Source organism: Pseudalkalibacillus sp. R45, from assembly GCF_052246725.1.
GTDB lineage: Bacteria > Bacillota > Bacilli > Bacillales > Fictibacillaceae > Pseudalkalibacillus.
On record NZ_JBQQCL010000017.1, the window covers coordinates 48,424 to 73,635 of the forward strand.

20 protein-coding genes and 1 pseudogene are annotated in these 25,212 nt (G+C 42.0%); 3 read left to right on the plus strand and 18 right to left on the minus strand.

The window, feature by feature from the left end; all coding sequences use genetic code 11:
* Nucleotides 1-13: 13 nt before the first annotated feature.
* From ACTWQL_RS20400 to ACTWQL_RS20475, 16 genes are all read right to left on the minus strand, one after another.
* Entirely contained in the window at nucleotides 14-955 is a 942-nt protein-coding gene (locus ACTWQL_RS20400; RefSeq protein WP_443144245.1) for a PDR/VanB family oxidoreductase, read from the minus strand.
* A 20-nt stretch (nucleotides 956-975) separates the two neighbouring features.
* On the minus strand, nucleotides 976-1,404 hold the full coding sequence (locus tag ACTWQL_RS20405) for a hypothetical protein (RefSeq protein WP_443144246.1): 429 nt from the start codon (nucleotides 1,402-1,404) through the stop codon (nucleotides 976-978).
* Nucleotides 1,401-2,348, minus strand: coding sequence for a heme-dependent oxidative N-demethylase family protein (locus ACTWQL_RS20410; protein WP_443144247.1), 948 nt, complete (start codon nucleotides 2,346-2,348; stop codon nucleotides 1,401-1,403). The genes ACTWQL_RS20405 and ACTWQL_RS20410 overlap by 4 nt, the downstream gene beginning before the upstream one ends.
* Before the next feature lie 17 nt (nucleotides 2,349-2,365).
* Nucleotides 2,366-3,193 (minus strand): creatininase family protein, encoded by an 828-nt coding sequence (locus tag ACTWQL_RS20415; RefSeq protein ID WP_443144248.1) that lies wholly within the window; start codon nucleotides 3,191-3,193, stop codon nucleotides 2,366-2,368.
* Nucleotides 3,194-3,239: 46 nt separating this feature from the next.
* On the minus strand, nucleotides 3,240-4,415 hold the full coding sequence (locus tag ACTWQL_RS20420) for a M20 family metallopeptidase (protein WP_443144249.1): 1,176 nt from the start codon (nucleotides 4,413-4,415) through the stop codon (nucleotides 3,240-3,242).
* Nucleotides 4,416-5,426 carry an ABC transporter ATP-binding protein gene (locus ACTWQL_RS20425; RefSeq protein WP_443144250.1) on the minus strand — a complete coding sequence of 337 codons (1,011 nt, stop codon included), beginning with the start codon at nucleotides 5,424-5,426 and terminating at the stop codon, nucleotides 4,416-4,418.
* On the minus strand, nucleotides 5,423-6,385 hold the full coding sequence (locus tag ACTWQL_RS20430) for an ABC transporter ATP-binding protein (RefSeq protein WP_443144251.1): 963 nt from the start codon (nucleotides 6,383-6,385) through the stop codon (nucleotides 5,423-5,425). Before ACTWQL_RS20430 ends, ACTWQL_RS20425 begins: the two co-directional genes overlap by 4 nt.
* 3 nt (nucleotides 6,386-6,388) lie before the next feature.
* A complete protein-coding gene (locus ACTWQL_RS20435) occupies nucleotides 6,389-7,261 on the minus strand; it encodes an ABC transporter permease (RefSeq protein WP_443144252.1) in 873 nt (290 codons plus the stop codon).
* A 10-nt stretch (nucleotides 7,262-7,271) separates the two neighbouring features.
* Nucleotides 7,272-8,246: an ABC transporter permease gene (locus ACTWQL_RS20440; protein WP_443144253.1), complete on the minus strand. Its 975-nt coding sequence runs from the start codon at nucleotides 8,244-8,246 to the stop codon at nucleotides 7,272-7,274.
* A 60-nt stretch (nucleotides 8,247-8,306) separates the two neighbouring features.
* Nucleotides 8,307-10,094 carry an ABC transporter substrate-binding protein gene (locus tag ACTWQL_RS20445; protein ID WP_443144254.1) on the minus strand — a complete coding sequence of 596 codons (1,788 nt, stop codon included), beginning with the start codon at nucleotides 10,092-10,094 and terminating at the stop codon, nucleotides 8,307-8,309.
* Nucleotides 10,095-10,118: 24 nt separating this feature from the next.
* A complete protein-coding gene (locus ACTWQL_RS20450; RefSeq protein WP_443144255.1) occupies nucleotides 10,119-11,069 on the minus strand; it encodes a S66 peptidase family protein in 951 nt (316 codons plus the stop codon).
* On the minus strand, nucleotides 11,053-11,853 hold the full coding sequence (locus ACTWQL_RS20455; protein WP_443144256.1) for an IclR family transcriptional regulator: 801 nt from the start codon (nucleotides 11,851-11,853) through the stop codon (nucleotides 11,053-11,055). Before ACTWQL_RS20455 ends, ACTWQL_RS20450 begins: the two co-directional genes overlap by 17 nt.
* A gap of 449 nt (nucleotides 11,854-12,302) precedes the next feature.
* On the minus strand, nucleotides 12,303-13,328 hold the full coding sequence (locus tag ACTWQL_RS20460) for a LacI family DNA-binding transcriptional regulator (RefSeq protein WP_443144257.1): 1,026 nt from the start codon (nucleotides 13,326-13,328) through the stop codon (nucleotides 12,303-12,305).
* A 92-nt stretch (nucleotides 13,329-13,420) separates the two neighbouring features.
* Entirely contained in the window at nucleotides 13,421-14,263 is an 843-nt protein-coding gene (locus ACTWQL_RS20465) for a sugar ABC transporter permease (protein ID WP_443144258.1), read from the minus strand.
* Nucleotide 14,264: 1 nt separating this feature from the next.
* A complete protein-coding gene (locus tag ACTWQL_RS20470) occupies nucleotides 14,265-15,551 on the minus strand; it encodes an ABC transporter permease subunit (protein WP_443144259.1) in 1,287 nt (428 codons plus the stop codon).
* 310 nt (nucleotides 15,552-15,861) lie between these two features.
* Nucleotides 15,862-17,133, minus strand: coding sequence for an extracellular solute-binding protein (locus tag ACTWQL_RS20475; protein WP_443144260.1), 1,272 nt, complete (start codon nucleotides 17,131-17,133; stop codon nucleotides 15,862-15,864).
* Between the two features lie 162 nt (nucleotides 17,134-17,295).
* On the opposite strand from ACTWQL_RS20475, the gene ACTWQL_RS20480 reads away from it, so the two are divergent.
* Nucleotides 17,296-19,035: a glycoside hydrolase family 13 protein gene (locus ACTWQL_RS20480; protein ID WP_443144261.1), complete on the plus strand. Its 1,740-nt coding sequence runs from the start codon at nucleotides 17,296-17,298 to the stop codon at nucleotides 19,033-19,035.
* Here the strand turns inward: ACTWQL_RS20480 and ACTWQL_RS20485 are convergent.
* Nucleotides 19,032-20,018, minus strand: coding sequence for a nuclease-related domain-containing protein (locus ACTWQL_RS20485; protein ID WP_443144262.1), 987 nt, complete (start codon nucleotides 20,016-20,018; stop codon nucleotides 19,032-19,034). The two genes, ACTWQL_RS20480 and ACTWQL_RS20485, sit on opposite strands and share 4 nt — an antisense overlap.
* A gap of 335 nt (nucleotides 20,019-20,353) precedes the next feature.
* Between ACTWQL_RS20485 and ACTWQL_RS20490 the strand changes: the two genes are divergently transcribed.
* Together ACTWQL_RS20490 and ACTWQL_RS20495 are read left to right on the plus strand one after the other, a co-directional pair.
* A complete protein-coding gene (locus tag ACTWQL_RS20490; protein WP_443144263.1) occupies nucleotides 20,354-20,695 on the plus strand; it encodes a P-II family nitrogen regulator in 342 nt (113 codons plus the stop codon).
* A gap of 126 nt (nucleotides 20,696-20,821) precedes the next feature.
* Nucleotides 20,822-22,101 (plus strand): annotated as a pseudogene (locus tag ACTWQL_RS20495) (ammonium transporter).
* Nucleotides 22,102-22,189: 88 nt separating this feature from the next.
* On the opposite strand, the gene ACTWQL_RS20500 reads toward ACTWQL_RS20495, so the two are convergent.
* A partial coding sequence (locus tag ACTWQL_RS20500) for a carboxypeptidase regulatory-like domain-containing protein (protein WP_443144264.1) occupies nucleotides 22,190-25,212 on the minus strand: 3,023 nt, incomplete at its 5' end.

Consider the following 25,212-nt stretch of genomic DNA (forward strand, 5'->3'; position numbering starts at 1 on the left):
TGAACCTTCTTTCTTAGAGGTCGAGTTTGATATGGTCGATTCCCCTCGAAACACAGGTAAGCATTTTATCTTTCTTTTCTTCTTCAGTCAGAAACGATTCACAATGGAGGATTTCCCCTGCTTCCACTCCCACTTCACACGTACCACAAACACCCATCCGGCAATTAAAAGGGACGTCGATTCTATGTTCATGGAGAGCATCCAATAAGGTTTGACCGCTCTTTACCTGAAAGGTCTTTTCCGACTTGGTGACGGTTACAGAAAAAGGCTGCGGGTTTTCAATCACAGAGGCAGGTTGGAACCGCTCTTCATGGATGAATTTATCTGGATAGCCAAGTTCTTGGGCATAATCGACCAGCATGTTCATGAAAGGTTGTGGTCCGCATATGTACATATGCGTTCCCATAGTTCTGTTTTGCATTACCTGTTGCAGTCTTTTTGTTTTCTCTTCTCGATCCATGAAGTAACAGGATACTTCATCTTGATAATGAAGTTGGATATGACGATAGAATGCACATTCCCTTTCACTCCGTGCAGCATAATGAAGCTCAAAGGTGTGCCCAATTTCCTTCAGGTACGCCATCATTGACATGAACGGGGTGATACCTATCCCGCCAGCAAAGAAGACATGGTGCTTTGCTTCTGTCTGTAGCGGAAAGAAGTTATCCGGGGTGGAAACGGTCAATTTGTCTCCCTCTCTTATACATTCATGCAAATAGCCAGAGCCCCCATGTTGATCACTGATTTTTTTTACAGCGATTACATATTCATTCTTCATCTCCAGTGGGTTGTTTACAAGCGAGTATTGTCGCCTTCCCATTGGCAAGTGAACTGTAATATGCGAACCTGCTCCGAATTGGGGCAGCAAGAGCTCCTCCGATGTTAAAGTGAACGTCGTAATGGTGTCTGTTTCCTTTTCAATTTTTTCTACAGTCAATGGCATTGTTTGCTTCATCTTTTCCATCCTTTTTCATGTTACAGTACCGGATAACCTAGATAAGAACGATGGTACGTTGAATAGTGATCTGAAGGTTGAAGGAACTGACCACACTTTTTACATTCAAAGGAATCTTCAAGATTGTTCACCATGTTGATTTCATGACACTTGGAACAGAAAACCCTGACTTTGTCTTGATTCAATGGTTCAATCAACACATCCGATTGAGAGAATCCTTCTGAATAGGCAGCTTGACGGACCAGGTCCGCAGTTTCTTCATCTGTTAAGATGACCAAAAAAGTACCGAGCGGGCAATTTTCAAGCATCTGTCCAATTGTCTCGTCATCATCTATCTCGTTTAGAACCTTTATTTCAGTGTTGTTGTGGCCCTCCTGGTATTCCTGTTGTTTGGCTTCCGCCTCTCGGATGTATTGTTTTTCGGTTAAAATCAAAATCTGCTTCATCATGGCATTCGCTCTTTTCCTAAATGGGCCTCAAGAAAACGGAGCAACTCTTCACGATAATTCAAAATACCTTTGTATTCCGCGATATCTTCAGGAAGTGTCTTGATGTTGCTGTAAAAGATTTTGAGCCAATCTTCGTTTTGGATCAATTTTTCGAGGGGCAACAAGTACGTATGGATCGTAAAAAGCACATCATGATTCATAGGCAGCCTGAGCAGTCTCTGGACTTCAACTCGCAGGTGAATCAACTCACCAGCATTCTCAGCTGTTACTTCCTTCCGGTGCTTTCCCCACTCTGAATATGTCTCTAAAGGCGTATCAAGCTTGTTTGTGACTGTGATCGACCAGTTCTTTCTTTCCCAGGCCGCCCCGGGAGCGATCTTCGAAATGAACCTTTCCACCTTATTGATGAATCCGTCCTTTTGGATTCCAGGTACTGGCGTGTGAATTGATTTGAACTCCATTCCATGGACAAATGTGAGTGACCAATTCGACGGAAAACACAATTGACCTGCTTCCAAAAAGAGTCCATCATGTCGATCGCCCATGATAATCAAGTCTTCTTGGACATGTCTTCCTGCTACGTCCAGCGGTTCAAAATCAATCGATGACGAGTCACGGAAAATGAATGATTCTTCTTCTTCCAAAAGGTGATTTTGGAACAAGCAGTCATTCCCTCTTTTTTTAAAGGTGAACTGATCGGGCGAATAAGAGGCAAGCTCACTGAAAATGAGCACCATCACCTCCCATTGTGATTCTAGTGAAATCGGAAGTGAGCGAAAGCATCGCTCATTGTTTTCATGCAATAGCTTCCTTTTCAGCCCGATTTCTTTTTTATAATCATCCGTGATGGTCACGGTTTTCGCCGGGTCCAACTGTACAGAATTATTCGAGTATGCATATTGGTCATTGGTGAACGGAAATGGGAAATCTTTTAATTGTGCCACCTGTCTTCACCTACATTTTAATAATGATGATTCACTCGCGGTGGAGTATCTTCGCGTTCTCTAAATAGTTTAATGAATTCAATAAGTCCTTCAACAGCCGCATCCATCAATTTATCGCCTTTTTCTTTTGTAGAAACGGTCGGATCACCTAAAGTCCCGGTCTCAGAAATGGAACTCCAGTATGGGACCATCACGACTGGACGGCCTTCGCCTTTGCCTACAAGATCCAACCAAAAGTATTTCGACATTTTATATTTATCAATATCTCTGACAGCCTTATCCATCTGGACCAAGTCCTCATGTATAGAAAGGTACATAGAAGTTTCGAGTTCACAGGCATGATTGATTCCACCTGGGCTTTCAGAATCACGTATTTCTTCTGCTGTCTTAACGACAGGATCAAGGTCCCAGTGTGAGATCGATGCGCATTGGACTTCAGGATAATCCAAGATCGTCTGTCGTGCTGCAACCTTTAATAACGAAACGTTGCTCCCGTGTCCATTGAATAAAAGTATTTTCTTGAAGCCTTGGTGGGCAAGGCTATTACATACATCAACCACATACCGGATGAATGTGTCGCCGCTTATGGAGATAACTCCTGGGAAATCCATTTGATGAGGTGCATAACCGTGGTTGATTGCAGGTACCACGACCATATCCTCAGGGATTTTCCTTCCTGCCCGTTCACAAATTTCGTTTGCTAGCAAAAGATCTGTATCCACAGGCAGATGATGCCCATGCTCTTCAATCATTGCTACAGGTACAACAGCAATTCGTTCTTCTTTGACAACTTCTTTTATTTCTGGCCAAGTCATTTCACCAAATCGATATTTGTTCGTGTTCATTATATCAACCTTCCATATGTATGTTTGGTTTCCCTCTTTTTTACGATTATCCTTTAATAAGAGAATGTTCAAATTCAGCAATTACTTTTTTCTGTAAAGATGGATCCTGGAGTACTCGTAATGTCGTATAAGCCATAGTCTCTCCAGCTAATAACATCGTGTCATAAGCAACTTCACTATTACACAAATCTGCAAATTCTTTCGTATGACCTGGTATAAGCTGATCAGTCAGTGACAGAACAGGATGAATGGCAGGGACTACTCTGCTCACGTTTCCCATATCTATGGACCCCATTCCTTCTTTATGTTTAGAACGATTGATAAAATCCGCTTCTTGTAAGGACTCCTTATATAATTCCACCAAAACTTGATTACTCACCATCGCATCGTAAGGATGACCAACCTCTTTTATTTCCAATTCAGTTCCACTGCTTATAGCCGCACCTTTGGCACAATCTATCACTCTTTCAATCAATTCACTCAAGTATATGTTGTCTTCAGAACGAATGCAGAATTCAGCTACAGCTCTGTCAGGTATTACATTTGTGACCTTTCCACCTTCTTTGATGATTCCGTGTATTCGTACATCCGGTTTTACATGCTGTCTTAAACAATTGACCGCATTGAATGTCAAGAGGACTCCATCTAAAGCATTTCGTCCTTGCCATGGTTCAGAAGCAGCATGTGCATTCTTTCCATTAAAAATAAAATCAAAACTCTTGAAAGCTAAAGACTTTACGTCAATGATGGTGTCATAGCCAGGGTGGAACATCATTGCCATATCAACATTCTCGAAAACTCCTTCATTGATTAGGTCTACCTTTCCCCCAATTCCTTCTTCATCATGTGTTCCTATGACTGACACTGTAAATGGAAAATCGGCATCTATTTTCGACAAGGCGATTCCTGCAGCGACACTTGCCACCCCGATCAAATTGTGTCCACACGCGTGCCCTATATCCGGTAAAGCATCGTATTCTGCACAAAATGCAGCATGAAAACCGCCATTGCCTTTTTTATACGTAGCTATGAAAGCAGTATCAAATTCACCGACACCTCGTTGTACCTCAAAATCATGTATTTCTAAATAATCACATAACAGCTTAGAGGCAAAGTATTCATTTCCACCCAACTCAGGATTCCGTTGAATTGATTTACTTAAGTTTATCAATTGTTCCCTTTCATTTTTGATGACACTTTGAATGTCTTCAATAGTGATCATCTAACTCACCTCCTCTTGTAATTCCTCAACAAAATGACATGCAGCTGAATGTCCTTCTCCAAAGTCTCTGATTTCAGGTTCTGATTTCTTGCATTTATCTTGAGCAAAGGGGCATCGAGGATGGAACCGGCAACCTGTCGGTACATTGGCAGGGTCTGGTGTTTCCCCCTTTAGAGTAAGTCTTTTCTCCCTTTTCGTTTTCACTTCCAACCGGGGCATTACATTGATCAACGCTTTAGTATAAGGATGTAAACTCGATCGAATTATTTTATCTACACTTCCAATCTCTACGATTTTACCAAGATACATGATTGCGATCCTGTCAGAAATCAACCACGCGAGTGATAAATCGTGTGTGATGAATAGATAGGAGATATCTCTTTGGTCCCTTAAACGAATCAATAGTTTCAAAATGTCAGAACGGACGGACACATCCAACATGGAAACAGGTTCATCAGCAATGATCAGTTTTGGGTTTAAAATCAAAGTTGCAGCAATAGCTACTCGCTGTCTTTGACCACCGCTCAGCTCATGTGGATATTTCAGCAAAAAATTTTCTGGTGGTTTTAATCCTGCCCAGTTAAGGGCGTTTACCACTTTTTCTTTCTTCTCTTTTTCAGATTTCAGCATCTTATTGACGATCAAAGGCTCTGCTACAATATCAATCACACGATCTTTAGGATTTAAGGATTGATACGGATCCTGATAAATCATCTGAGCATTTTGACGGAATTTCTTCAATATTGATTTATCTTTCGTAGGCAATGAGATGCCATCAAATTCGATCTCACCCTCTACATTATCCAGGAGTTGAAGTATCGCTTTCCCGGTAGTGGTTTTGCCACTGCCGCTTTCACCAACCAGCGATAGTATTTCACCATTGTGGATGTCTAAATCCACCCCATCCACAGCTTTTACATAATTGGGTTCCTTACTCATCAATTCTTTGAACCAGCTTCTATGGACATCGAATTTTACTTTGAGATCTTTCACCTGCAGAACCTCATTCATGCTAATTCTTCCTTTCTATGACAGGCTGCAAAGTGTCCTGCCCCCACCTCTTCCAATAGAGGAGGGTCGGTTTTACATTGGTCGGTAGCAAACTCACATCGTTCATGGAAATAACATCCAGTCGGAGGGTCGATAAGATCTGGCGGTGCTCCTGGAATCGATTCAGGCAGTTCCCTTTTTCCGTTGATGTTAGGGAAAGAACTGACAAGTTTTTTGGTGTAAGGATGTGTACTTTTCGAGATGATTTGTTCAACGCTTCCAATCTCAACGATTTTGCCTGCATACATGACGGCCGCTTTATCACATGTATCAGCCATTACTGATAAATCATGTGTAATCAAAATCATAGACATTTTAAATTCCTCTCTCAATCGTTCCAATAAATCGAGTATCTGCGCTTGAACCATTACATCTAAGGCTGTTGTAGGCTCATCTCCAATAAGAACTTTCGGATCACATGCAAGGGACATTGCGATCATTGCCCTTTGTTTCATGCCACCGCTGAATTCATGAGGATATTGATCGATTCTCTTTGGGTCGATCTCCACCAATTCAAATAATTCCATTGCTCTTTTTCTCGCATTAGCATATGACTTCCCATGATGATAGATGATAGATTCAATTATTTGATCACCGATCTTCATCACTGGATTCAGGGCATTCATCGCACCTTGGAAAGCAATTGCAATATCGTTCCATCGATGTCTTCTTATTTGTTTTTCATTCAGGTCCAATAGATTCTTTCCATTTAACGTGACAGACCCATGAGTGACCCTACCACTTTCAGGTAATAATCGGGTAATGGAAAGAGCAGTCGTCGTTTTGCCACACCCTGATTCTCCGACCAGACCGATTGCCTCTCCTTCCTCCAATTCGAAACTTATACCGTCAACAGCTTTGACTACACCTTTACTAGTATTGAATTGTGTTGTGAGGTCTCTTACTTTTAATAGACACATCTTTTATCTCCTCTGTAGTTTAGGGTTGAATATTTCATCAAAGGCATATCCAATGAATGTAAATCCAAGGACGGTCAAGACTACGCATAGACCAGGCGGAATAAGGTACCAGTACGCACCTAGACTTGCAGCTCCGGATTCGAAAGCATAGTGGAGCATCATCCCCCAGCTTGGGGTAGTCGTATCACCCATTCCTAAGAAACTTAAAGTCGTCTCGGATAAAATGGCAATAGCAGATACGAGTACCGTATTAGCGAATATCAACGGAAACACGTTAGGCAAAATATGTTTCCTCATGATATAAGCATTGTTTGAGCCGATCGCTTTCGCCCTTTCTACGAATTGTCTTTCTCTCAATGTCAATGTTTGTGAACGTACAATACGTGCGGTTCCTGGCCAACTGGTCAAACCGATAACCAGGATGATATTCCATAAACTTGCACCAAGTATCGCGGTCAGTACTAATGCCAATGGAAGCCACGGTATGACGAGAAAGATATCTGTCATTCTCATCAACAATGAATCTGTACGTCCTCGATAATACCCTGAGGTAATTCCGATCACTGTTCCGATGATCATTGATAGGATCGTAGATAAGAACCCTACCACAATGGAAATACGAGCTCCGGAAATCACCCCGCCAAGCACGTCCCTGCCCATATCATCCGTTCCTAACAAATAAGATAAATCAGGTGGACTGAAAATCGGCCCTAATCCGTATTCTCTAGGATCATAGGGATAGATGAGGGGGCCAAAGACCGCCATCAGAACGAAAAATCCCAATAGACAGAAACCGGTCAAACCCATTTTATTACGCATGAAAGCTTTGAATAACCGGCGTGATTTATTAATGATCTGAGTTTTTTTATAGTCCATTTTCATTCTCCTACGTATTACTTTTTATCCTTGGATCCAAGTAGCCATAAACGATATCTGCAATCAAGTTAGCCAGGACTACACATATACTGACGATCAGGAAGATTCCTTGCAGCAAAGGATAATCCCGATTGTTCAACGCCTCATACATCAATCTTCCAAGGCCAGGCCAGGAAAAAACAGTTTCGATTTGTATGGCTCCTGCTATCATGAAACCAAGATTGATAGCAATGATTGTCACCATTGGCAGCATCGCATTCGGTACTGCATGTTTCTTGATGATAAGCTTTTCAGAAAAACCTTTTGCTTTAGCTGTCGTAATATAATCCTCAGTGAAAACATCAAGTAATGAATTACGCATGATGAGCACAAATTGTCCTATTAGAACCAGGCTCAAAGTCAATGCTGGCAAAAATAAATGTTTACTTATGTCCCATATTTTACTGAATGAATTTGTAAACACTTCGCCAGGCGTAATCATCCCGCTTGTAGGAAACAGATTCAGGGATACGCTGAAAAATATAATTAATACAATACCCAGCCAGAATGTCGGCATTGAATAGGTGACAAGTGAAATGGTCAATGATAGGATATCTATCTTTTGGCCTCGCCGTGCTGCTGCAATTATTCCTATATAGATTCCTGCGATGATGGCGATCAGTGTTGCTACACCAACAAGGAGAATCGTTGGAAATAGTTTTTCAGCTATGACTTCTATTACTGGCTGTTTAAACATGAAAGACATGCCTAAATCACCTTGCAGCAGTTGTTTGAAATACATGTACAATTGCACATACCATGGTTGATCAAGCCCAAATAGGGCGGTGATTTTTTCAACAGCCTGATCTGATGCATTCGGATTTCGCATGACCATTGCAAGCGGATCACCCGGCATGACCCTGAATAATAAAAAGTTCAAAATGACGACAACGAATACCGTAAATAAGGATTGTAATAGTTTCTTAAATACATAGAGTCTATTCATATTCCTGTTAGCCACCCTTTATTGTAAAGGGCAAAGAAAGATCCTTCGCCCTTTTATCATTTACATATCTTCTTCAATCGTTGTTGCCTTCTTACGCTTCGCAAATAAGAAAGCAACTAATGCAAGGATGATTATTCCTCCAACAACTGCCCCAATCATCGCTCCATTGTTGGAAGCTGAATCCGAGCCTGTGGAAGTATCTGCAGCAGCTTCTGTGGAACCATTGTTTCCATCTGCCGGTTTCACGTTCAGGTAGTTATGATGGTTGAACGAATAGAAATACGTTCCTCTGACTTTCGTCCATCCTTCCCATTTATCTGTACGGACAGCTTGCAGGGCATTATCATAAGTAAGGATGATGTATGGTGCCTCATTGTATAGAATCTGTTGCATTTCATGGACGATCTTCTGTCGTTCATCCCGGTCAAGAATAGTAGACTGTTTTTCCAGCAATTCATCATACTTACTGTTTGAATAATATGAATCACTTAAATTACCGATTTGAGAACCAGCCATTACGTTCAAAATTGTTGTAGGGTCTGCATCTGTTCCCCATCCCCAGATGAACATGTCAAAATTCGCATTGTCATAGATTTTATCTGAAAGTAAACCGTCGTCTACCGTCTCAATTTCCGTACCGATTCCTACTTTTTCGAGCATACTCCCAATCATTTGGCCTGCTCTAACTTCCTCAGATGTATCGGCTCTCAAGAAAAGCCTGAAATTGAGCTTTTCTCCCTCTGAACTCTCTCTAATACCATCCCCGTCAGAATCCTTATAACCGGCGTCCTTTAATAGTTTCTCAGCTTTAGAAGGATCAAATTTCCTTAATTCGTCATTGGAAGGTTCATAATGCCAGAAATCTAAACTTGGCGGTATGAGGGTTGTACCAGGTGTTCCTTGTCCAGAGTAAGCTACATCAATTAATTTTTGCTTATCGATCGCATAACTCATCGCTTGACGGATCTTCTTATCCTTCAATAGTGGGTTCCCTTTCGATTTCGAATCTGACCATGTGTTTATTGCCAACTCGGTGAATCCATGTGTTGTTGCGGTTACGACATCAATGGTCTCCTCAGCCGATAGGGGTTTCACTTGATTAGCATTTATATTGATCGATCCATCTATTTCAGCTTTTTTAAGGGATTGGACCATGGTGTCATTATTTGCGTATAATACGAATATCAATTCCTCAATATGAGGCTTCTTATAAAAATAATCATCATTCTTAGAAAGCTTGATGAATTCATCCTTTTTCCATTCTTCGAACTTGAAGGCACCTGTTCCGATAGGCTTATCATTAGGCCAAGTTTCAAGATCTTCAAGTGACACATCCTTCCAGATATGTTCCGGTAAGATCGGTGTTGTCATTTGCAGCATATTTGCTTTTGGTTCCTTGGTTTTGATCACTACTGTATGCTCGTCTGGAGTTTCGATACTTTCTATCCCTTTAAGATACTCAGCATATAGACCTAAACCGCTTTCCTGTAATGTCTCATAAGTAAACTTGACATCTTTAGAAGTAAAGGGCTCACCATCATGCCATTTGACGTTCTCTTCTAACTTGAATGTCCAGGTCAAATTATCATTACTGACTTTCCAATCCTTAGCTAAACGTCCCACTGGTTCAACATCATCATTGAAACCGACTAATGGATCATACACTAGCTTGAATATTTCCGTAGAAGAAATACTGTATGCGATAAACGGGCTGATACTATCTGGTTCAGAAGTCCAACCGATCTTTATAGTATCGGTCTCTGCAGCCTTCCCTTTTGGCATTGAATAAAGAGTGATCGTTGAAAGTATCAGAATACACATCATAAATAATGCAAGTTTACTTTTCATCTTGAATATCCTCCCCTGATTAATTTACAAGACCCCAGTTTCCGTGACGAACAACTTGCCATTTGATGCCTCCAGCCTTGCATTCACCCCAATTGGAAGTGTAGCAAGATCTTTCGTATGTCCAATTGGCAATCCATGTATGGCTGGAATTTTCAATGGCTCCAAATAATCAAACAGAATATCTTCTAAACTGAATGTCACATGAAAACCCGGATTATGTTTAAAAGGCTCACAATCTGAGCATTCACCTATTACAATACCTGCTGCTTCTTGGATTTTTCCTGCGTTCATCAGGTGTGTAAAATAATGATCAAGAATCCATGGCTCAGTCCAAACTTCCTCTAAAAATAGAATCTTACCTTTCGTGTCTATTTCAAAAGGTGTGCCTAATGAAGCACATATTAAAGAAATGTTTCCTCCGACTAATTCTCCTTCTGCATCTCCGGAATTGATGATATTGATCCACTTCTTTTCATCAGCTAATGGAATTTCACCGATTGGCTCTTCTTGGGCAAGAGCTTTAAACAGATGATTCTTCCTGTATTCTGATAGGTCTTCCGGATTGAAGCCAGCCATGCCTGGACCATGGAACGTTACCAGACCAGTGTATTTCTGGATAGCCAAATGAAGTGATGTGATATCACTATAGCCGATGAAAATTTTAGGATTCTTTTTAACTTTTTCAAAATCGAGATATCTGATCATCCTCGCCGATCCATAACCACCTTGTGTGACGAATATTGCATCTACTTCAGGGTCTACAAACATCGCGTTGAAATCGTAAGCACGTTCTTCATCAGTGCCAGCAAGGTATTCATGTTTGTTGTTGACATGTTCACCCACCTTGACTTTAAATCCCCATTCTTCTAACGTCTTTATTCCCCTTATTAAATCACTGCGGTTGTACAGAGGACTTGCAGGTGCAATGATTCCGACCGTCTGCCCTTTTTCAAGTCTTTTAGGCTTTATTTTCATCTTGTGCTCCTTTCATTTGTAAAATCTTTGACTTACATCCCAAATCTCTAGAAATCTCTCGAGCTGCATTCATAAGGTCATTTATGTATTTGGGTTTGTCTGCATCGGTAAAAAAATGTTTGGGACCAGTTATTGCGATCCCAGCAATCATTTTATCTTCAAAATTAAATATTGGAGCAGAATACGCGATCGCCCCTAAAGCTAATTCACCTTCTGATCTGGAAATGCCATTTTTACGTATGGTTTGTAATTCTTGGATCAATTCTTCCTTTTGAGAAATAGTCAATGGAGTATAAGTCTTCAAATCTATCGTCAACATATCAGTTTCTTTTTGAGGTAAATAAGCGAGGATGACTTTTGATAAAGCACCCGCGTATATAGGCATCTTTTGACCAACTTTGATTTCAAAACCAAAGTTATGGAATGATTCTATGTTGATTAAACATAATGCCTCTTGCGAATCGTAAACACTTAGATTGATATTCAACTCTGTTTCTTTTGCTAGTCGCTGTAGATGAGGCGTTGCTTTTTGTATCAGATCAAAGCCTTGGATTACGATACCGCCGATCCTTACAAATTGAATCCCAAGCCGGTATTTACCAGTAACCCTATCCTGTTCTAAGTACCCCCTCGATAACAACGTATGGATATTTCGATGTACAGTAGCTAATGCAAGTTCAGTTCTCTTTGAAATTTCAAGTAAAGAAAGCTCTTGTTCTCTATTTGTAAAGCATTCGATAATGTCAAAAGCACGATCTACTGCTCTGACCCTGTTTTCCTTCATCAGTTCACCCGCCTTTTCATTCTTTTTGTTTCCACTGTACGGAAACAAGTTTTCATTTTTAGCTTATTAAATAGTATACAACGTGAACTTTCATAATCCTTCAAATTTTCTAAACTTTTATATTGTAAATAATTTACTTGAGTTGTTTGAGATAAGTAGATGATGATTTTAAAATCATTCCTAGTAAAAGCGGAAGCGACCCGAGTAGTCACGTAGGTCAACGGAAAACTACAATGAAAATTCTTAGAAGCTTTCCTTATGCTGGCTTCGACATTCACAATAGGACGTGGTGGTATTTAGTCGAAGGTCATTATTATAGTCAAGGATCCTTAAATCGCTGTAGGGTTATCCCGCAGGAATGTCGTAAATTTCACTTAAAGAAATTTAACAAATCCACTAAAATAAAAAAATGTCCCCGTTAAGGAACATTTTCAACACATTCAATTCGATTATTTTGTTACTCCACCACTTGACTGTCTGATGATGATTTCATGTTTGATTTTAACCTTTTTAGCGGGTGTCTCCGGTTTTACAAGCGATTGGAGCAGTGCGTCCACCGCTTGATAACCTAATTCATAGATATTGATGTCAACTGATGTCAAAGCGGGTGTAGAAAGCTCTGCGATCATTGCGTTGTTGAAGCTGGATACAGAGACATCCTCCGGAACGGTCATTCCCATATCGTCGAGCATCCTTAAAACGCCAAGTGCCATAAGATCATCCGTCACCACTAAGGCAGTAGGTGGTTCCTCAAGTGACATCAATTCGGAAACTGCCTTCTGTCCATCTTCTACAGCAAAATCAGCATGGATGACGTAGTCTTCCCGATAAGGAATCTTAGCGTTTTGTAACGCTTTTTCATATCCTAGCAACCGGTCAGTCGTTACGACCAGGTTGAGACTCCCCCCAACAAATCCGATCCGTTCATGCCCCTTCTCAATATGATGTTCGGTCAATTCTTTGGCTGCCCGAAAGTTATCATTATCGACATGATTGATGAGATCATCGTTTTTATAGGGTTTCCCAATAACAGTAAACGGAAATTCCTGCTCGTACAAATAGTTCATGATACGATCATCCACACGAGAGTATAAAAGGACGATTCCATCTACTCTTCTTCCCTGAACCATACCGACGACGGCACGATAGATTTCCTCTTCTGTCGTCCCGGTTGACATGAGCAAGGTGTATTCTTTTTCATGGGCCTTCGTACTGATCCCGCGCAATACCTCTGGGAAGAAAGGGTTTTGGAACGCCTTCTCTGCGGAACTTGGCATCACAAGGCCGATCGCTCGTGAGCTTCGGTTCGCCAGACTTCGAGCAGTGAAGTTCGGGTGATAACCTAAATAATCCATCGCTTCGCGGACTTTTCTCTTCGTCTCTTCGCTGATCCTCGGGTTGTTCGCTACGACTCGAGATACTGTCGAGGGAGCAACATTCGCAAGTTTTGCTACATCTTTAATGGTTACAGCCAAGTCTGCTTCCCCCCATCCGTTTTCTAACTGGTTCTATAGTACCATTATAAGCTAAGATTCATGTTCTTTAATCTATTTTTATGAAAATTCTTTTAACCTTTCGTTCCCCCTGCTGTCAATCCAGAAATGAGATAACGTTGTAGCGACAAGAACAGTAATGAAATCGGAACCGCAATCAACACCGCTCCGGCTGCAAATTCTGTAAATTCACCACCGAATTGCTTAGCTACCAAATTGTATAGTCCGACTGCCAGTGTATATTTCTCTTCACTACGCAGGATCACCTTTGCAAGGATGAAGTCAGCAAAAGGTGTAATGAAACTGAACAATGCGATGACCGCAAGGATCGGTTTGGCAAGCGGCAGGATGATCTGCCAGAAGATCCGGAAATGTCCTGCACCATCTATCCGTGCTGATTCATCGAGTTCTTTCGGAATCGTATCGAAATAACCCTTAGCAAGCCATGTATTCATCGGCAGCAATCCGCCAGTATAAAGCAGAATCAGAGCTAAGTGTGTATCGATCAGCTTCGTTTGTACTGCGAGTACATAAATCGCGATCAATGCTGCGAAATTGGGGATCATCTGTAGGATCAAGAACGTCATCAAACCATTCTTCCGTCCAATGAAGCGATATCTCGAAAAAGAATACCCCATCAAAGCGATCATCGTCACGGAAAGGACCATCGTGATGATACAGATTTTCAACGTGTTCCAATACCAGTACAGATAATTGCTTGAATTAACATCGAACAACTCCTGGTAATGTTTTAATGACGCATTTTTCGGGATGATCGTCGACCCTGACAAACTGTTTCCGGGATTGAACGAAGAACCGACAATCCATAGGACCGGATAGATGACAATGGCAATAGCGATGAAGATTGCGATATATGACATTGTGAGACGAATAAGCTTTTGTTTTTTCATGCTCATTTTACATCATATCCTCCTCTTTAAAAGATTTCGTTCTTCTAAACTGCCATAACGCAACTGAGATGACGATCAATGATAGGATCATCGTGATAGCCGCTGCCTTCGCATATTGCTTGGACTCTAAGGTCAGACTGTAAATCCAGGAGATCAGAATGTCGGTAGAACCAGCCGTCTGCCCAGCCATCGGAGGGCCTCCCCCGTTGAAAAGGAAGATGACATTAAAGTTATTGAAGTTAAACGTATATTGCGTAATCAAGATTGGTGCAATCGCAAAAAGGATCAATGGCAATGTTATCGTACGGAATTTTTGCAGCATCGAAGCTCCATCAACAGTGGCAGCTTCGTACAATTCTTCTGGAATTGACTGGAGAACCCCCGTTACCATCGCAAAAATGAATGGGAATCCAAGCCATGACTGGATCATGATCAACGCGATTTTCGCCCAGAATGGATCCGTCTGCCAGGGAATCGGATCGATGCCAAATAAAGCAAGGATGTCATTATTAATGGCACCGAATGTGACATTGAACATTCCAGCAAAAACAAGGATCGATACGAAAGCTGGAATTGCCCATGGTAAAATCAACAACGTTCTGAATAGCTTTTTGAACTTCAAGTCTTTTTGGTTCAGTAAAACAGCCAGGAAGATTCCGATTGCAATTTGTATGGTTGTAGCAACGAATGTCCAGATGACTGTCCAGGAAAATACACTGATAAAAGTTCTACGCCAGATATCCAACTTGAAAATATCAATGAAGTTCTGGAACCCAACCCAATCTACTAACCTAGCTGGCGGTGAATGATACAGATCGTAGTTTGTAAAAGCAAGCAGTATGACGAAAAGGATTGGAAAAATCACCACGAATATAAGTAAGAAAAAGCCTGGAGACAACATAAGATACGGGAATCCGGTGTCAATGACGTTACGGTACTGCTCCCGAATCGAATTCAGCGCAATTCCCAAATCGCGTTTTTTTCCATTTACATGGGCGTCATAAAGATTAAGCGCGTATACACAAAGTCCGATCACCAGAACAAGGATTGCAATGATCCCTTCTACAAGCAGGAAAATGGAATGATCACGCGGCAGTTCTTCCCCTAGTGTGACAATTCCCCACAGCCCCATGTTCAGCAAATCTTTGAATGCAATGATAAATGAGAACGTCAAGACGATAAATGCGAGTGCTTTAAGATATTGACGATTGTATAGTTGTCCTACCCCTGGGATCAGGGACAACAATAATGCTTTTTTCCGATGGGTGGTACTTGTTTGGTTCGTGTCTATCATACTTGCCCCCTGTCCTTTCTTATCATTTCAGGCTTAGGTACATTTCGACCTGAAAGAGTATAGAGTGATAGTTAAAGAAAACTTGGTAAAGCCATGCCTTTGGTGCAAGCTGAGCTTTAGTTGCCGTTATATTTAAGAAAGTCTCTTATACTTTCTTTAAATGAAAGATAGAAGGGACTGTCCTAAGAAAAGTGTCAGACTCCTCCAACACAACACTTTGTATCAAAACCACGTTTTTCTCAAAATGTTGTAAAGTGTGGAGTGACTCAGACACTTTTGGGACAGTCCCTTACGTTGTTTGTTCGATTATTTATTCAGCGCCTGAAGCTTCAATTTGTTGTTTGATGTTCTTCGTGGCATCTTCAAGTGCAGGTTCCGGATCTTGCTTTCCTGTGACAATCAATTGAAGTGCGTTTGCCATCGGCTCCCAAACTTGCCCCATCTCAGGAATGTTCGGCATCGGAACACCGCGTTGAGATTGAACTGCAACTGCTGAAGCACCTTCGTTGTCAGCGATGACAGGATCCTCAATCAATGTTTTTACAGGTGGAATCTCTTGAGTCTTTTCATATCGGATTTTCGCGTTTTCTTCATTCGTGATCCATTCAACTAGTTTCGTAGCCCATTCTTTGTTCTCAGAATAAGCTGATACGTGCCATCCTTTAACTCCGATGAATGTTTGTGGATACTCTCCGTTCGGAAGCTTCGGAAGTGGTGCAACGCCAATTTCGATCCCAGCATCCTTCATACCCTGGAATGCCCAAGGTCCGTTCATGACTGAAGCGACTTTCCCTTCGTTGAAGAGGCCGTCCATAGCAGAACCTCCGCTTTCCCCAACGATTCCTTTAGGAAATAGACCTTCGTCATACCACTTTTGAATATATTCAGCTCCTTTTACAGCTCCTTCATTATTCAAACCAAGGTCATCTACGTCCAGCCCTTCATCCGTTTGGTTGAAAACATAACCGCCGTTCGCAGCCATGATTGAGTTTGCAAAATAGAAGTTGTCCCATAAAGCTAAGAAGCCATAGTTTTTACCTTTAGTAAAATCTTTTGAGAACTCATAAAGCTCATCAAATGATTCAGGTGCTGCATCCATGTGCTCTTTGTTATAAATGAATACTGGTGTTTCTGTCGCTTTAGGCAAACCATATAATTCACCTTCAAAAGATTGAGCTTGAATGGATGATTCAGTAAATGTATCAATAACATCCTGTTCGACATCCAGTGGCGCTAACAACCCTTGTGTCGCCATTGCACCGATCTGGTCATGAGGCAACGTCAAAACGTCAGGACCTGTACCAGCCGGAGCATCTAACGGAAGCTGTTCACGGATTTCATCTGCCATACCCAACTCTTTGAATTCTACTTTGATGCCATATTTTTCTTCAAAACTCTTGATCGCTGGCTCAAGTGCGATCCCTTTTTCTTTGTCTTCCCAAACAACTAGCTTTTCGGGTTTCTCACTGCCCTTGTCTTTCTCTCCGCCTGTCTCTTCTTCAGAATCTTGTGGACCACAAGCTGCAAGCATTGACACGGCTAAACCAGCTGTCAGTGATACGTTCAAAAACTTCTTTAACATTAAAAGACCTCCCCCAAAATAAATCAAATTTGTGTGAAAACGTTTGCACTGATTTATCTGTATTATACATATGCCAGGAATTTTCTGCAACCGTTTGCATAACTTTTTTTCTTAAATTATGATGGTAGTACTATTAAACTCTCAAAACTGAGGTGCAAATGTATGGAAAAAACAGCAATCTATCATCGCCCTAAAAATAACTTCGCTTACGCTTATACGAATAAGAAGATTCATATTCGGTTGCGATCGGCAAAAAATGATTTGAAAACTGTCAAATTGATCCATGGTGATCCTTATGTATGGGATGATAAAGGCTGGAAAAACGCTAGTACCCCGATGGACCTTGAAGGCTCTGATGATCTTTTCGACTACTGGATCTGTGAAGTTGAGCCTGAGTTCAAACGAATACGCTATGGATTTGAATTGGAGGACGGTATTGAACGTTTTGTTTATGGGGAGAAAGGATTCGTTGCAGAGGATCCAAGGGATACGGACTTTTATTTCGCGTTTCCTTTCTTGAATGAAACTGATGTTTTTAAAGCACCAGATTGGGTCAGCCAGACAGTCTGGTATCAAATTTTTCCTGAGCGGTTTGCGAATGGTGACCCTTCCATCGATCCTCCGGGCACACTGGCATGGAGCAGCGCTGAACCAGCTGTCGATAATTTTTTCGGTGGAGACTTCCAGGGTGTCATTGATCATCTTGATTACCTAGTAGACTTAGGAATCAGCGGCCTCTATTTCACACCGATTTTCAAAGCCTATTCCAACCACAAATACGACACGATCGATTACATGGAAATCGATCCTCAATTCGGGGATAAAGATACCTTCAGAAAGCTTATTGATGAATGTCACAAGCGTGGAATAAAAGTGATGCTCGATGCGGTGTTCAACCATAGCGGCTATTTTTTCGAACCTTTTCAAGACGTGCTGAAGAATCAGGAGAATTCAACGTATCGAAACTGGTTCCACATTCGCGAATTCCCGATTGTTGAAGAGCCCGCACCATCCTATGATACGTTCGCCTTTGTTTCCTCCATGCCAAAATTGAATACAGAACATCCGGAAGTTCGTGAATATTTGTTGAATGTCGGACGGTACTGGGTTGAAGAATTTGATATTGACGGATGGCGCCTGGATGTGGCGAACGAGGTTGATCATGCGTTTTGGCGTGATTTCCGACAAGTGGTTAAAGAAGTGAAGCGAGATGTATATATCCTCGGGGAGATCTGGCATGACGCAATGCCCTGGCTTCAAGGTGATCAATTCGATGCGGTAATGAACTACCCGTTTACGAATGCAGCGCTTAACTTTTTAGGGAAAAATAAAATCGATGCTGCCGAGTTCAAAGCACAGATGACCAAGTGGAAGGTCGCATACCCTCAAAATGTGAATGATGCAGCTTTCAATCTACTCGGAAGCCATGATACTCCCCGGATCTTGACTTTGTGCAGAGATGACCATCAACGGGTCAAGCTGTTATTCTTGTTCCAGCTTACGTTCACAGGCTCACCCTGCATCTATTACGGCGATGAAATCGGAATCGATGGCGGACAGGATCCAGGTTGTCGGAAATGTATGGTGTGGGATGAACAAGAACAGGATATGGAGTTACGTAAATTCGTGCGTAGGTTGATCGAGTTGCGGAGGTCATATGCCGTCTTACAGGGGGACGCAGAATTCAGGTTTGTTGATGGCACTGTTGGAAAAGATGTCGTTGTTTATGAACGAAGTACGGCAGACGCGAAGATCACTGTGGCGATTAATAATTCAGAGGAAAATGCTAAACTGAAATTGGCTGAAGGAGAATATGAAGATCTATGGAGTGGCGATTCAAAAGTTTTGCGTGGAAATGTTGAAGTGGAGCCATTCGGGTTCAGGATTTTGAAGAAAAACTAATCGTCGGTTAATTCACCTTTATCTGCATAATCATAAATTTGTTGAGGGGTCAGGAAATACTTCCTCCCCTCTTTTTTGATGTTCATTTTGTTGAGGAGGTAGATCGAAGTTCTAGGTGATAAATTAAGAAATTGAGTCATTTGGCGATTAGCAAAAGTTGAATCAAAGAGTAACGAATAGTCCGCTATTGCTGACAAATGTGCAATTTTAGATTCAAAACCGCAGTGCGGACAGAGCCACCTCGCTCTCCTCCAATTCATATCGAAGTGTGAACAATTGATACATTGAACCCCTGTGATGATATCTTGTTTGGAAACGTTATATGATTTATGGATGTTAGTCGATAAAGGTTCGTTATATTTAATTAATTTTCGAGCTATTTTATTAATCTCTTTTTTGGATAATTTTTCTTCCTGATGTGATTTTTCTAAAGCTTCAATTTTATGAACAGTAGACCAGTGGTGGGAGATCCATTTGGAGATTTCATGGTTCTTTATAGAGGTTTTTAGAATCGTTTTGGAATCAGATACACCAATCAAGTATTCTATAGGGATGGTTGGTAAATGCTTTTCAATTAACCACTTATTCAATTGGGATTGCTGACGTTCCACCTGGTAGGTAGGATCAGGGTATACATCTTCACTCCCATCTGGTTTTCTACGGATCAATTGTTTGAACACCGGATCGAAATATAATGTACCGCCAATATTTTTTGCATCAATAATGATATTGAAAAATGGTGATAAGAGAAGGAAATCAATTTGAAAGTGTGTTTTGCCGATTGGAAGACGAATGTTGTGGAGAATGGAATATCTTTCAGAGGACAAATAATGTAGTTGATACTCTATTCTCTTCTCTCCTTTAAATCCTTTCTTCAGCTTATTGTATGTATGCTGGATATAAGGAGTTTCTACCTTTATTCTTCTTTTTAAAGCTATTAATTGCAGTAAATCCAGAGGAATCTGTAATTCTTTTTTAAACATCTCAACACTCCTTTGAGTTAATGCTATTTAATTCCCTAAGAATAAAAATAATCCTTCTCAGTTTTTAAAAAACTACAAAAATCAAGCGGATCAAAAATTTGAAATTAACTACAAAAACAAAGAATTAATTACAAAAATAAGAAAATAACTACAAAATTAATAATCAAAACTACAAAACGAATTAATACCACACTAACGAAGAGGCCCCAGGCTCTTTTCATGTTAGGTTTCCTTACATACAATCAAAATAACACTTGATTTTCTGAAAATTTATATTATTATTATATATAATTCTAAAATTAATGTTAGGTTTTCTGACATGAAAGGAGAGGCAAATGAAAAAAGTTGAAGCAATCATCAGGCCAGAGCAGTTCCAGCAGCTTAGAGCGAAACTTTTAGAAATCGGAATTGACGGTTTGACGGTGTATGAGGCGGCTGGCTGTGGAAAGCAACGGAAAAAGAAAGGCGTGTTTAGAGGAAATCCTTTCGAACTCCAGCTTGAGCCGAAAGTAAAGGTGGAAATGGTCATTCGTGAGTCGCTTGAAGAACAAACAATCAAAGTCATCATTGATTCTTGTTCAACAGGATCTGTAGGCGACGGGAAAATTTTTGTTTCTTCCATTGAAGATGTCTATCGGATTCGAACCGGAGAAAATGGTACACAGGCAATCATATAATTTTGAAAGGATTGAACAAACTTGAAGAAAAAAATACTACCATTGGTTTTTGCACTTAGCAGCTTACCGACAATCGCATATGGTGCAGAGAGTCCATCAATCTCATCAGTCGTCCAGTCAGTGGATATGATGTGGGTCGCTATCGCAACGCTTCTGGTCTTTTTCATGCATGCTGGTTTTGCAATGGTCGAAACCGGGTTTACCCGGGCAAAAAACGCACTCAACATCCTTATGAAAAATTTCCTGACGATGGCACTCGGAGCAATACTTTATTTCGCAGTCGGTTACGGGATCATGTTCGGCGACTCGTTAAGCGGGCTTGTCGGGAGTTCATACTTTTTCCTGCAAAATGCTGAGAACGACATTGGATTCTTCGTCTTCCAGGCGGTGTTTGCGGCAACTTGCGCAACAATCATTTCTGGAGCTGTCGCTGAACGGATGAAACTAAGCTCCTACTTGATGCTAACGGTTTGCATGGTGATGTTCATTTACCCTGTTGTCGGGCACTGGGTCTGGGGCGGCGGTTTCCTTTCAGAATTAGGTTTCATCGATTTCGCAGGATCGACTGTCGTTCACCTTACTGGAGCAACCGGCGCTTTAGCTGCTGTTCTATTACTCGGGGGCAGAATCGGTAAATATGATCAAAAGACGGTGAATGTCATCCCAGGTCACAACATTCCACTCGGGGCTTTAGGGGTTTTCATTTTATGGTTCGGATGGTTCGGATTCAATGCCGGAAGCAGTCTAGCAGCAGATCCAGCCCTCGTTCCGATGATCATTACGACGACATTGTTATCAGCATCCGCCGGATCGTGTCGAGTGCAATCTATTCTTATTTAAAATTCAAGCAAATGGACGCAACTCTGACTTTGAACGGTGCACTGGGAGGTCTTGTTGGGATTACGGCAGGTACAGCGGATGTCTCTTTATTCGGAGCTGTCGCGATCGGGTTCATTTCAGGCATCATCCTCATTGAGGCAGTTCCTTTCATCGATCAAAAATTAAAACTTGATGATCCAGTCGGCGCGATTGCAGTCCATGGGTTCTGTGGTATTTGGGGAACGATCGCTGTCGGATTGTTCGCCACTAACGGCGGTTTATTGTACGGAGGTGATACATCACTCTTGGCTATCCAAAGCATTGGAGTCCTTGCTGTCATCGCCTGGACATTCGGACTCACTTTCTTGAGCTTGAAATTCATCACTCTCCGCTCTTCTATCCGAGTTTCACGTGAAGAAGAAATCCAGGGGCTTGATTTCAGTGAACATGGCTCAACCGCATATGATATGAAAGGTGAATCGTTCGGTCCGGCGAACAGTCAACCAAGCTTCGGATACGGTTTGGTAAATAGACTTAACCAACTGGGAACCACTGATCATCAGACAAACAACTATAACTCTAATTGATCTTCATAAAAGGAGAGGCTGCCAACGAATCGGCAGCCTCTTTCTTTTGTTCAAACTCCGCAGTTCATAAGGCGTAAACGGAGTTGTTTTATTCCTCTACATTGATATAAAGCTTACCTTCTGCAATTTCCTCCGTTTCATTTCCATAGTCGTCACGTGCTACTACTTCAACGACTGCTCCATCAGCGACAACGTTGGACGTTGCTGTATAGTAGCCGACATAGTGGCCTGGAGACATCTCCATCATCGGTAGCTCATTCGCATTTTGAACCATGCCCATGCCTGTGTTGGTCAATGGCATGTGGATTCTGAAACGCGCTTCAAGTCCTGGCTCACTATCAAACTCAATCATTACGGATTGTCCAGCTTCAAGGTTCTTATCCGTATCTGGTTTGACATTCGTCACTTCGATCGGTCCGAACTTCGCATCCACTGTCACCCTTTGGCTCTTGCGGTTACCTGCAAGGTCTTTCGCGACGACCTTGATGACATTTTCACCTTCGTCAAGAAGCATACGGTGAGAATAAGTGCCATCCTCATTGACCGTTGCTTTCTGACCGTTCACTTTCACCCAATCAAGGTGTGCATCATTAACCGTACCGGTAACATTTACCGCCATGCGGTTTGTTTTCGAATCGTCTTCCGGACTTTCAATGGTCAATTCCGGTTTTGTCTGATCCAACGTGACCGTCACTGGCTCGGAAGGATCTGTCATGCCGCGTTCGTTGGAAGCAGTCGCAACAAGGACATTCTCGCCATCCACAAGTGTGATGTCTGCAGAGAAAGTTCCGTCTTCATTTGTCGGAACGACTGCGACTTCTTCGCCATTATTTTCAAGGTGTACATCCACACCCGGTGCGGATTGACCTTCAACCGTCACATTTTCATCATTCGTATGTGTGCCGTCTGCTGGAGACGTGATGACCGGTGCCGTCACTTCATAATCGACGGTTGCACGGATCATGTAGTTCCCTTCAACTGCAGGGGATTGGGACCATGCGCCACCGACAAATTGCCAGCTTCGCTCAGCATTCGGTCCATTTTCATCTGTCCCTAATCCAGGTGCATATGGGTTCGGATCAGATTGGATATAGACCATGAAGAAGTCTCCGTCTACCGTTATACCTTGATCCGAAAGATCGACATGGGTCCACTCTCCAGTACGGAGTGCAGTCGCATCAATCGGTCCAGCTAACTTCTCACCAGGAGCGCCTTCTTCAGTTGCATCCCAAATCTCAACTTTGAAGTCAGTTCCACCTGGATTCGGCCAGTCGGTTGTCCAGAAACGGAACATACCGCCAGTGACAAGAGCCTCTTCTTTTCCTTCCGGAAGGGACATCCTTACACCCCAGCCATTTCCTGCATCGTAGAATGCACGTGCATTTTCGGCAGTACCATCGTCATATCCGATTTCTCCCGGATAACCGATGAATGGTTTCAGTTGAGCGTCTTGATCCGTTACCTCGTCACCTTCAACCGTTATAGTGAATTCTTCACCATAGTAACCAGATGCCATCACTTTCAACGTATATTCGCCTTCATAAGCAGTCAGCGAATAGTTTCCATCTGCATCGGTCTCAACAGGTGTGACAGCTGCATCTTCGACAAGCAATACAGTCGCTCCTTCGATCGGATCACCTGTCTGCTCGTTAGTCACCGTACCAGAAACGGTTCCCTGTGCCATTTCTTCTAATGTGAAGTCAGCTACTGCTTCCCCATCATCTTCAATGGTTACAGATTGTTCTTGTGGGTGGTATCCATACGCTTCTGCCATCACCGTATAGTCACCAGCAGCATGCGTGATCGAGTAGCTTCCATCCTCAGGACTGGTTGTTGTAGAGCGTCCGGATTCAAGGATGCTCACTTCGGCTTCAAGCGGCAAAGCTGTTGGACCTGCATCTTCAACATCATTCTCTTCGATGTTGATCCGTTTTGTCGGTTTCAGTTCCGCAGGATCGACTTTTTCTTTTTTCATTTTCTTATCTGTTTGACTTGTTTCTTTTTTCTGTTTAGCACCAAGGATCGTAGCTTTTTTAGCTGGTTCTACAGGAGTATCACTCAGGCTTACATCATCAATATACCAGCCTTGTTTGGAAACGATGAAATCTGTATCTAAATGGAATCCAACATAAATTCGCTGGTTCGCATACTCACTTAGATCAACTTGCTCTTCTAACCATCCGTTACTGTTGTTCGTATACTCCGAAACTTGTTCCCAGTTTTCCTGGTCAGTGGATACGACCACATGTCCATAATCGTAATTGTTCTCGATTTCATACCAGTGATTGAACTGTAGGTAAGTTTCGCCTTCACCAAGGTCAATCGGCGGCATCATCAATGTCATATTTCCGTCATTTTCGTATTGGCCATCAAGATTGGTTCCATAAACATTTTCTCCGGAAGCCGCTTCACCTGGTCCTGAAGTAGGAGCGCCCCATTCCCATGAGTTGTTGTCTCCCCATGACATCCAACCAGTCGGCTGAGATTCGAAGTCTGTTTCGTATCCAGTCGTGATACCTGGTAAAACAGATACTTCGTATTCTTCCGAAGTTACATCATTGTTTCCGAAGTCTTCAATCACCCAACGATAAGTAAGTGAAGGTTCGGCAATCGCTTCACCTGGGACGACAACTTCATATGTTCCAGATAAGTAGTCGCCCTCAGTACGTACAGCTTCAACGGATTGCCAGTTGTCGTCTTCATCTTTATATTCAAGAGAAACATTCGTCACACTGACATTATCAGAAGCCGTGATCGATAACGGCAGGTTCAAACCTGCGTATGTTTCTTCAGGAGCTGCATGCTCATAAGTAGGAGCTTCTGAATCTTCTCCTTCTTTCGTCACGTTACCATTTACAACCCCAAGTCCGTTGATGACAGAAGAGACTGCGTCAAACGCATTGACCAATCCGTATCCGAACCCGTTGTTTGGAGATTCTGGATACTCTCCATTCGTCATCGGTTCTGCTGTGCTAAGTAAAATCTCTTCGATTTCATCGACAGTCAAGGAAGAGTCGACTTGACGAAGTAGTGCGACGACAGCTGATACGTGTGGTCCAGCCATCGAAGTTCCATTCCAACCGCCTTCATAAGCGCTTCCTGGAACCGTCG

Coding starts and splice junctions, on each gene's coding strand:
- ACTWQL_RS20400 (WP_443144245.1), bottom strand. CDS start 955: ATGAAGCAAACAATGCCATTGACTGTAGAAAAAATTGAAAAGGAAACA.
- ACTWQL_RS20405 (WP_443144246.1), bottom strand. CDS start 1,404: ATGATGAAGCAGATTTTGATTTTAACCGAAAAACAATACATCCGAGAG.
- ACTWQL_RS20415 (WP_443144248.1), bottom strand. CDS start 3,193: ATGAACACGAACAAATATCGATTTGGTGAAATGACTTGGCCAGAAATA.
- ACTWQL_RS20420 (WP_443144249.1), bottom strand. CDS start 4,415: ATGATCACTATTGAAGACATTCAAAGTGTCATCAAAAATGAAAGGGAA.
- ACTWQL_RS20425 (WP_443144250.1), bottom strand. CDS start 5,426: ATGAATGAGGTTCTGCAGGTGAAAGATCTCAAAGTAAAATTCGATGTC.
- ACTWQL_RS20430 (WP_443144251.1), bottom strand. CDS start 6,385: ATGTGTCTATTAAAAGTAAGAGACCTCACAACACAATTCAATACTAGT.
- ACTWQL_RS20435 (WP_443144252.1), bottom strand. CDS start 7,261: ATGGACTATAAAAAAACTCAGATCATTAATAAATCACGCCGGTTATTC.
- ACTWQL_RS20440 (WP_443144253.1), bottom strand. CDS start 8,246: ATGAATAGACTCTATGTATTTAAGAAACTATTACAATCCTTATTTACG.
- ACTWQL_RS20445 (WP_443144254.1), bottom strand. CDS start 10,094: ATGAAAAGTAAACTTGCATTATTTATGATGTGTATTCTGATACTTTCA.
- ACTWQL_RS20450 (WP_443144255.1), bottom strand. CDS start 11,069: ATGAAAATAAAGCCTAAAAGACTTGAAAAAGGGCAGACGGTCGGAATC.
- ACTWQL_RS20455 (WP_443144256.1), bottom strand. CDS start 11,853: ATGAAGGAAAACAGGGTCAGAGCAGTAGATCGTGCTTTTGACATTATC.
- ACTWQL_RS20465 (WP_443144258.1), bottom strand. CDS start 14,263: ATGAGCATGAAAAAACAAAAGCTTATTCGTCTCACAATGTCATATATC.
- ACTWQL_RS20470 (WP_443144259.1), bottom strand. CDS start 15,551: ATGATAGACACGAACCAAACAAGTACCACCCATCGGAAAAAAGCATTA.
- ACTWQL_RS20475 (WP_443144260.1), bottom strand. CDS start 17,133: ATGTTAAAGAAGTTTTTGAACGTATCACTGACAGCTGGTTTAGCCGTG.
- ACTWQL_RS20480 (WP_443144261.1), top strand. CDS start 17,296: ATGGAAAAAACAGCAATCTATCATCGCCCTAAAAATAACTTCGCTTAC.
- ACTWQL_RS20485 (WP_443144262.1), bottom strand. CDS start 20,018: ATGTTTAAAAAAGAATTACAGATTCCTCTGGATTTACTGCAATTAATA.
- ACTWQL_RS20490 (WP_443144263.1), top strand. CDS start 20,354: ATGAAAAAAGTTGAAGCAATCATCAGGCCAGAGCAGTTCCAGCAGCTT.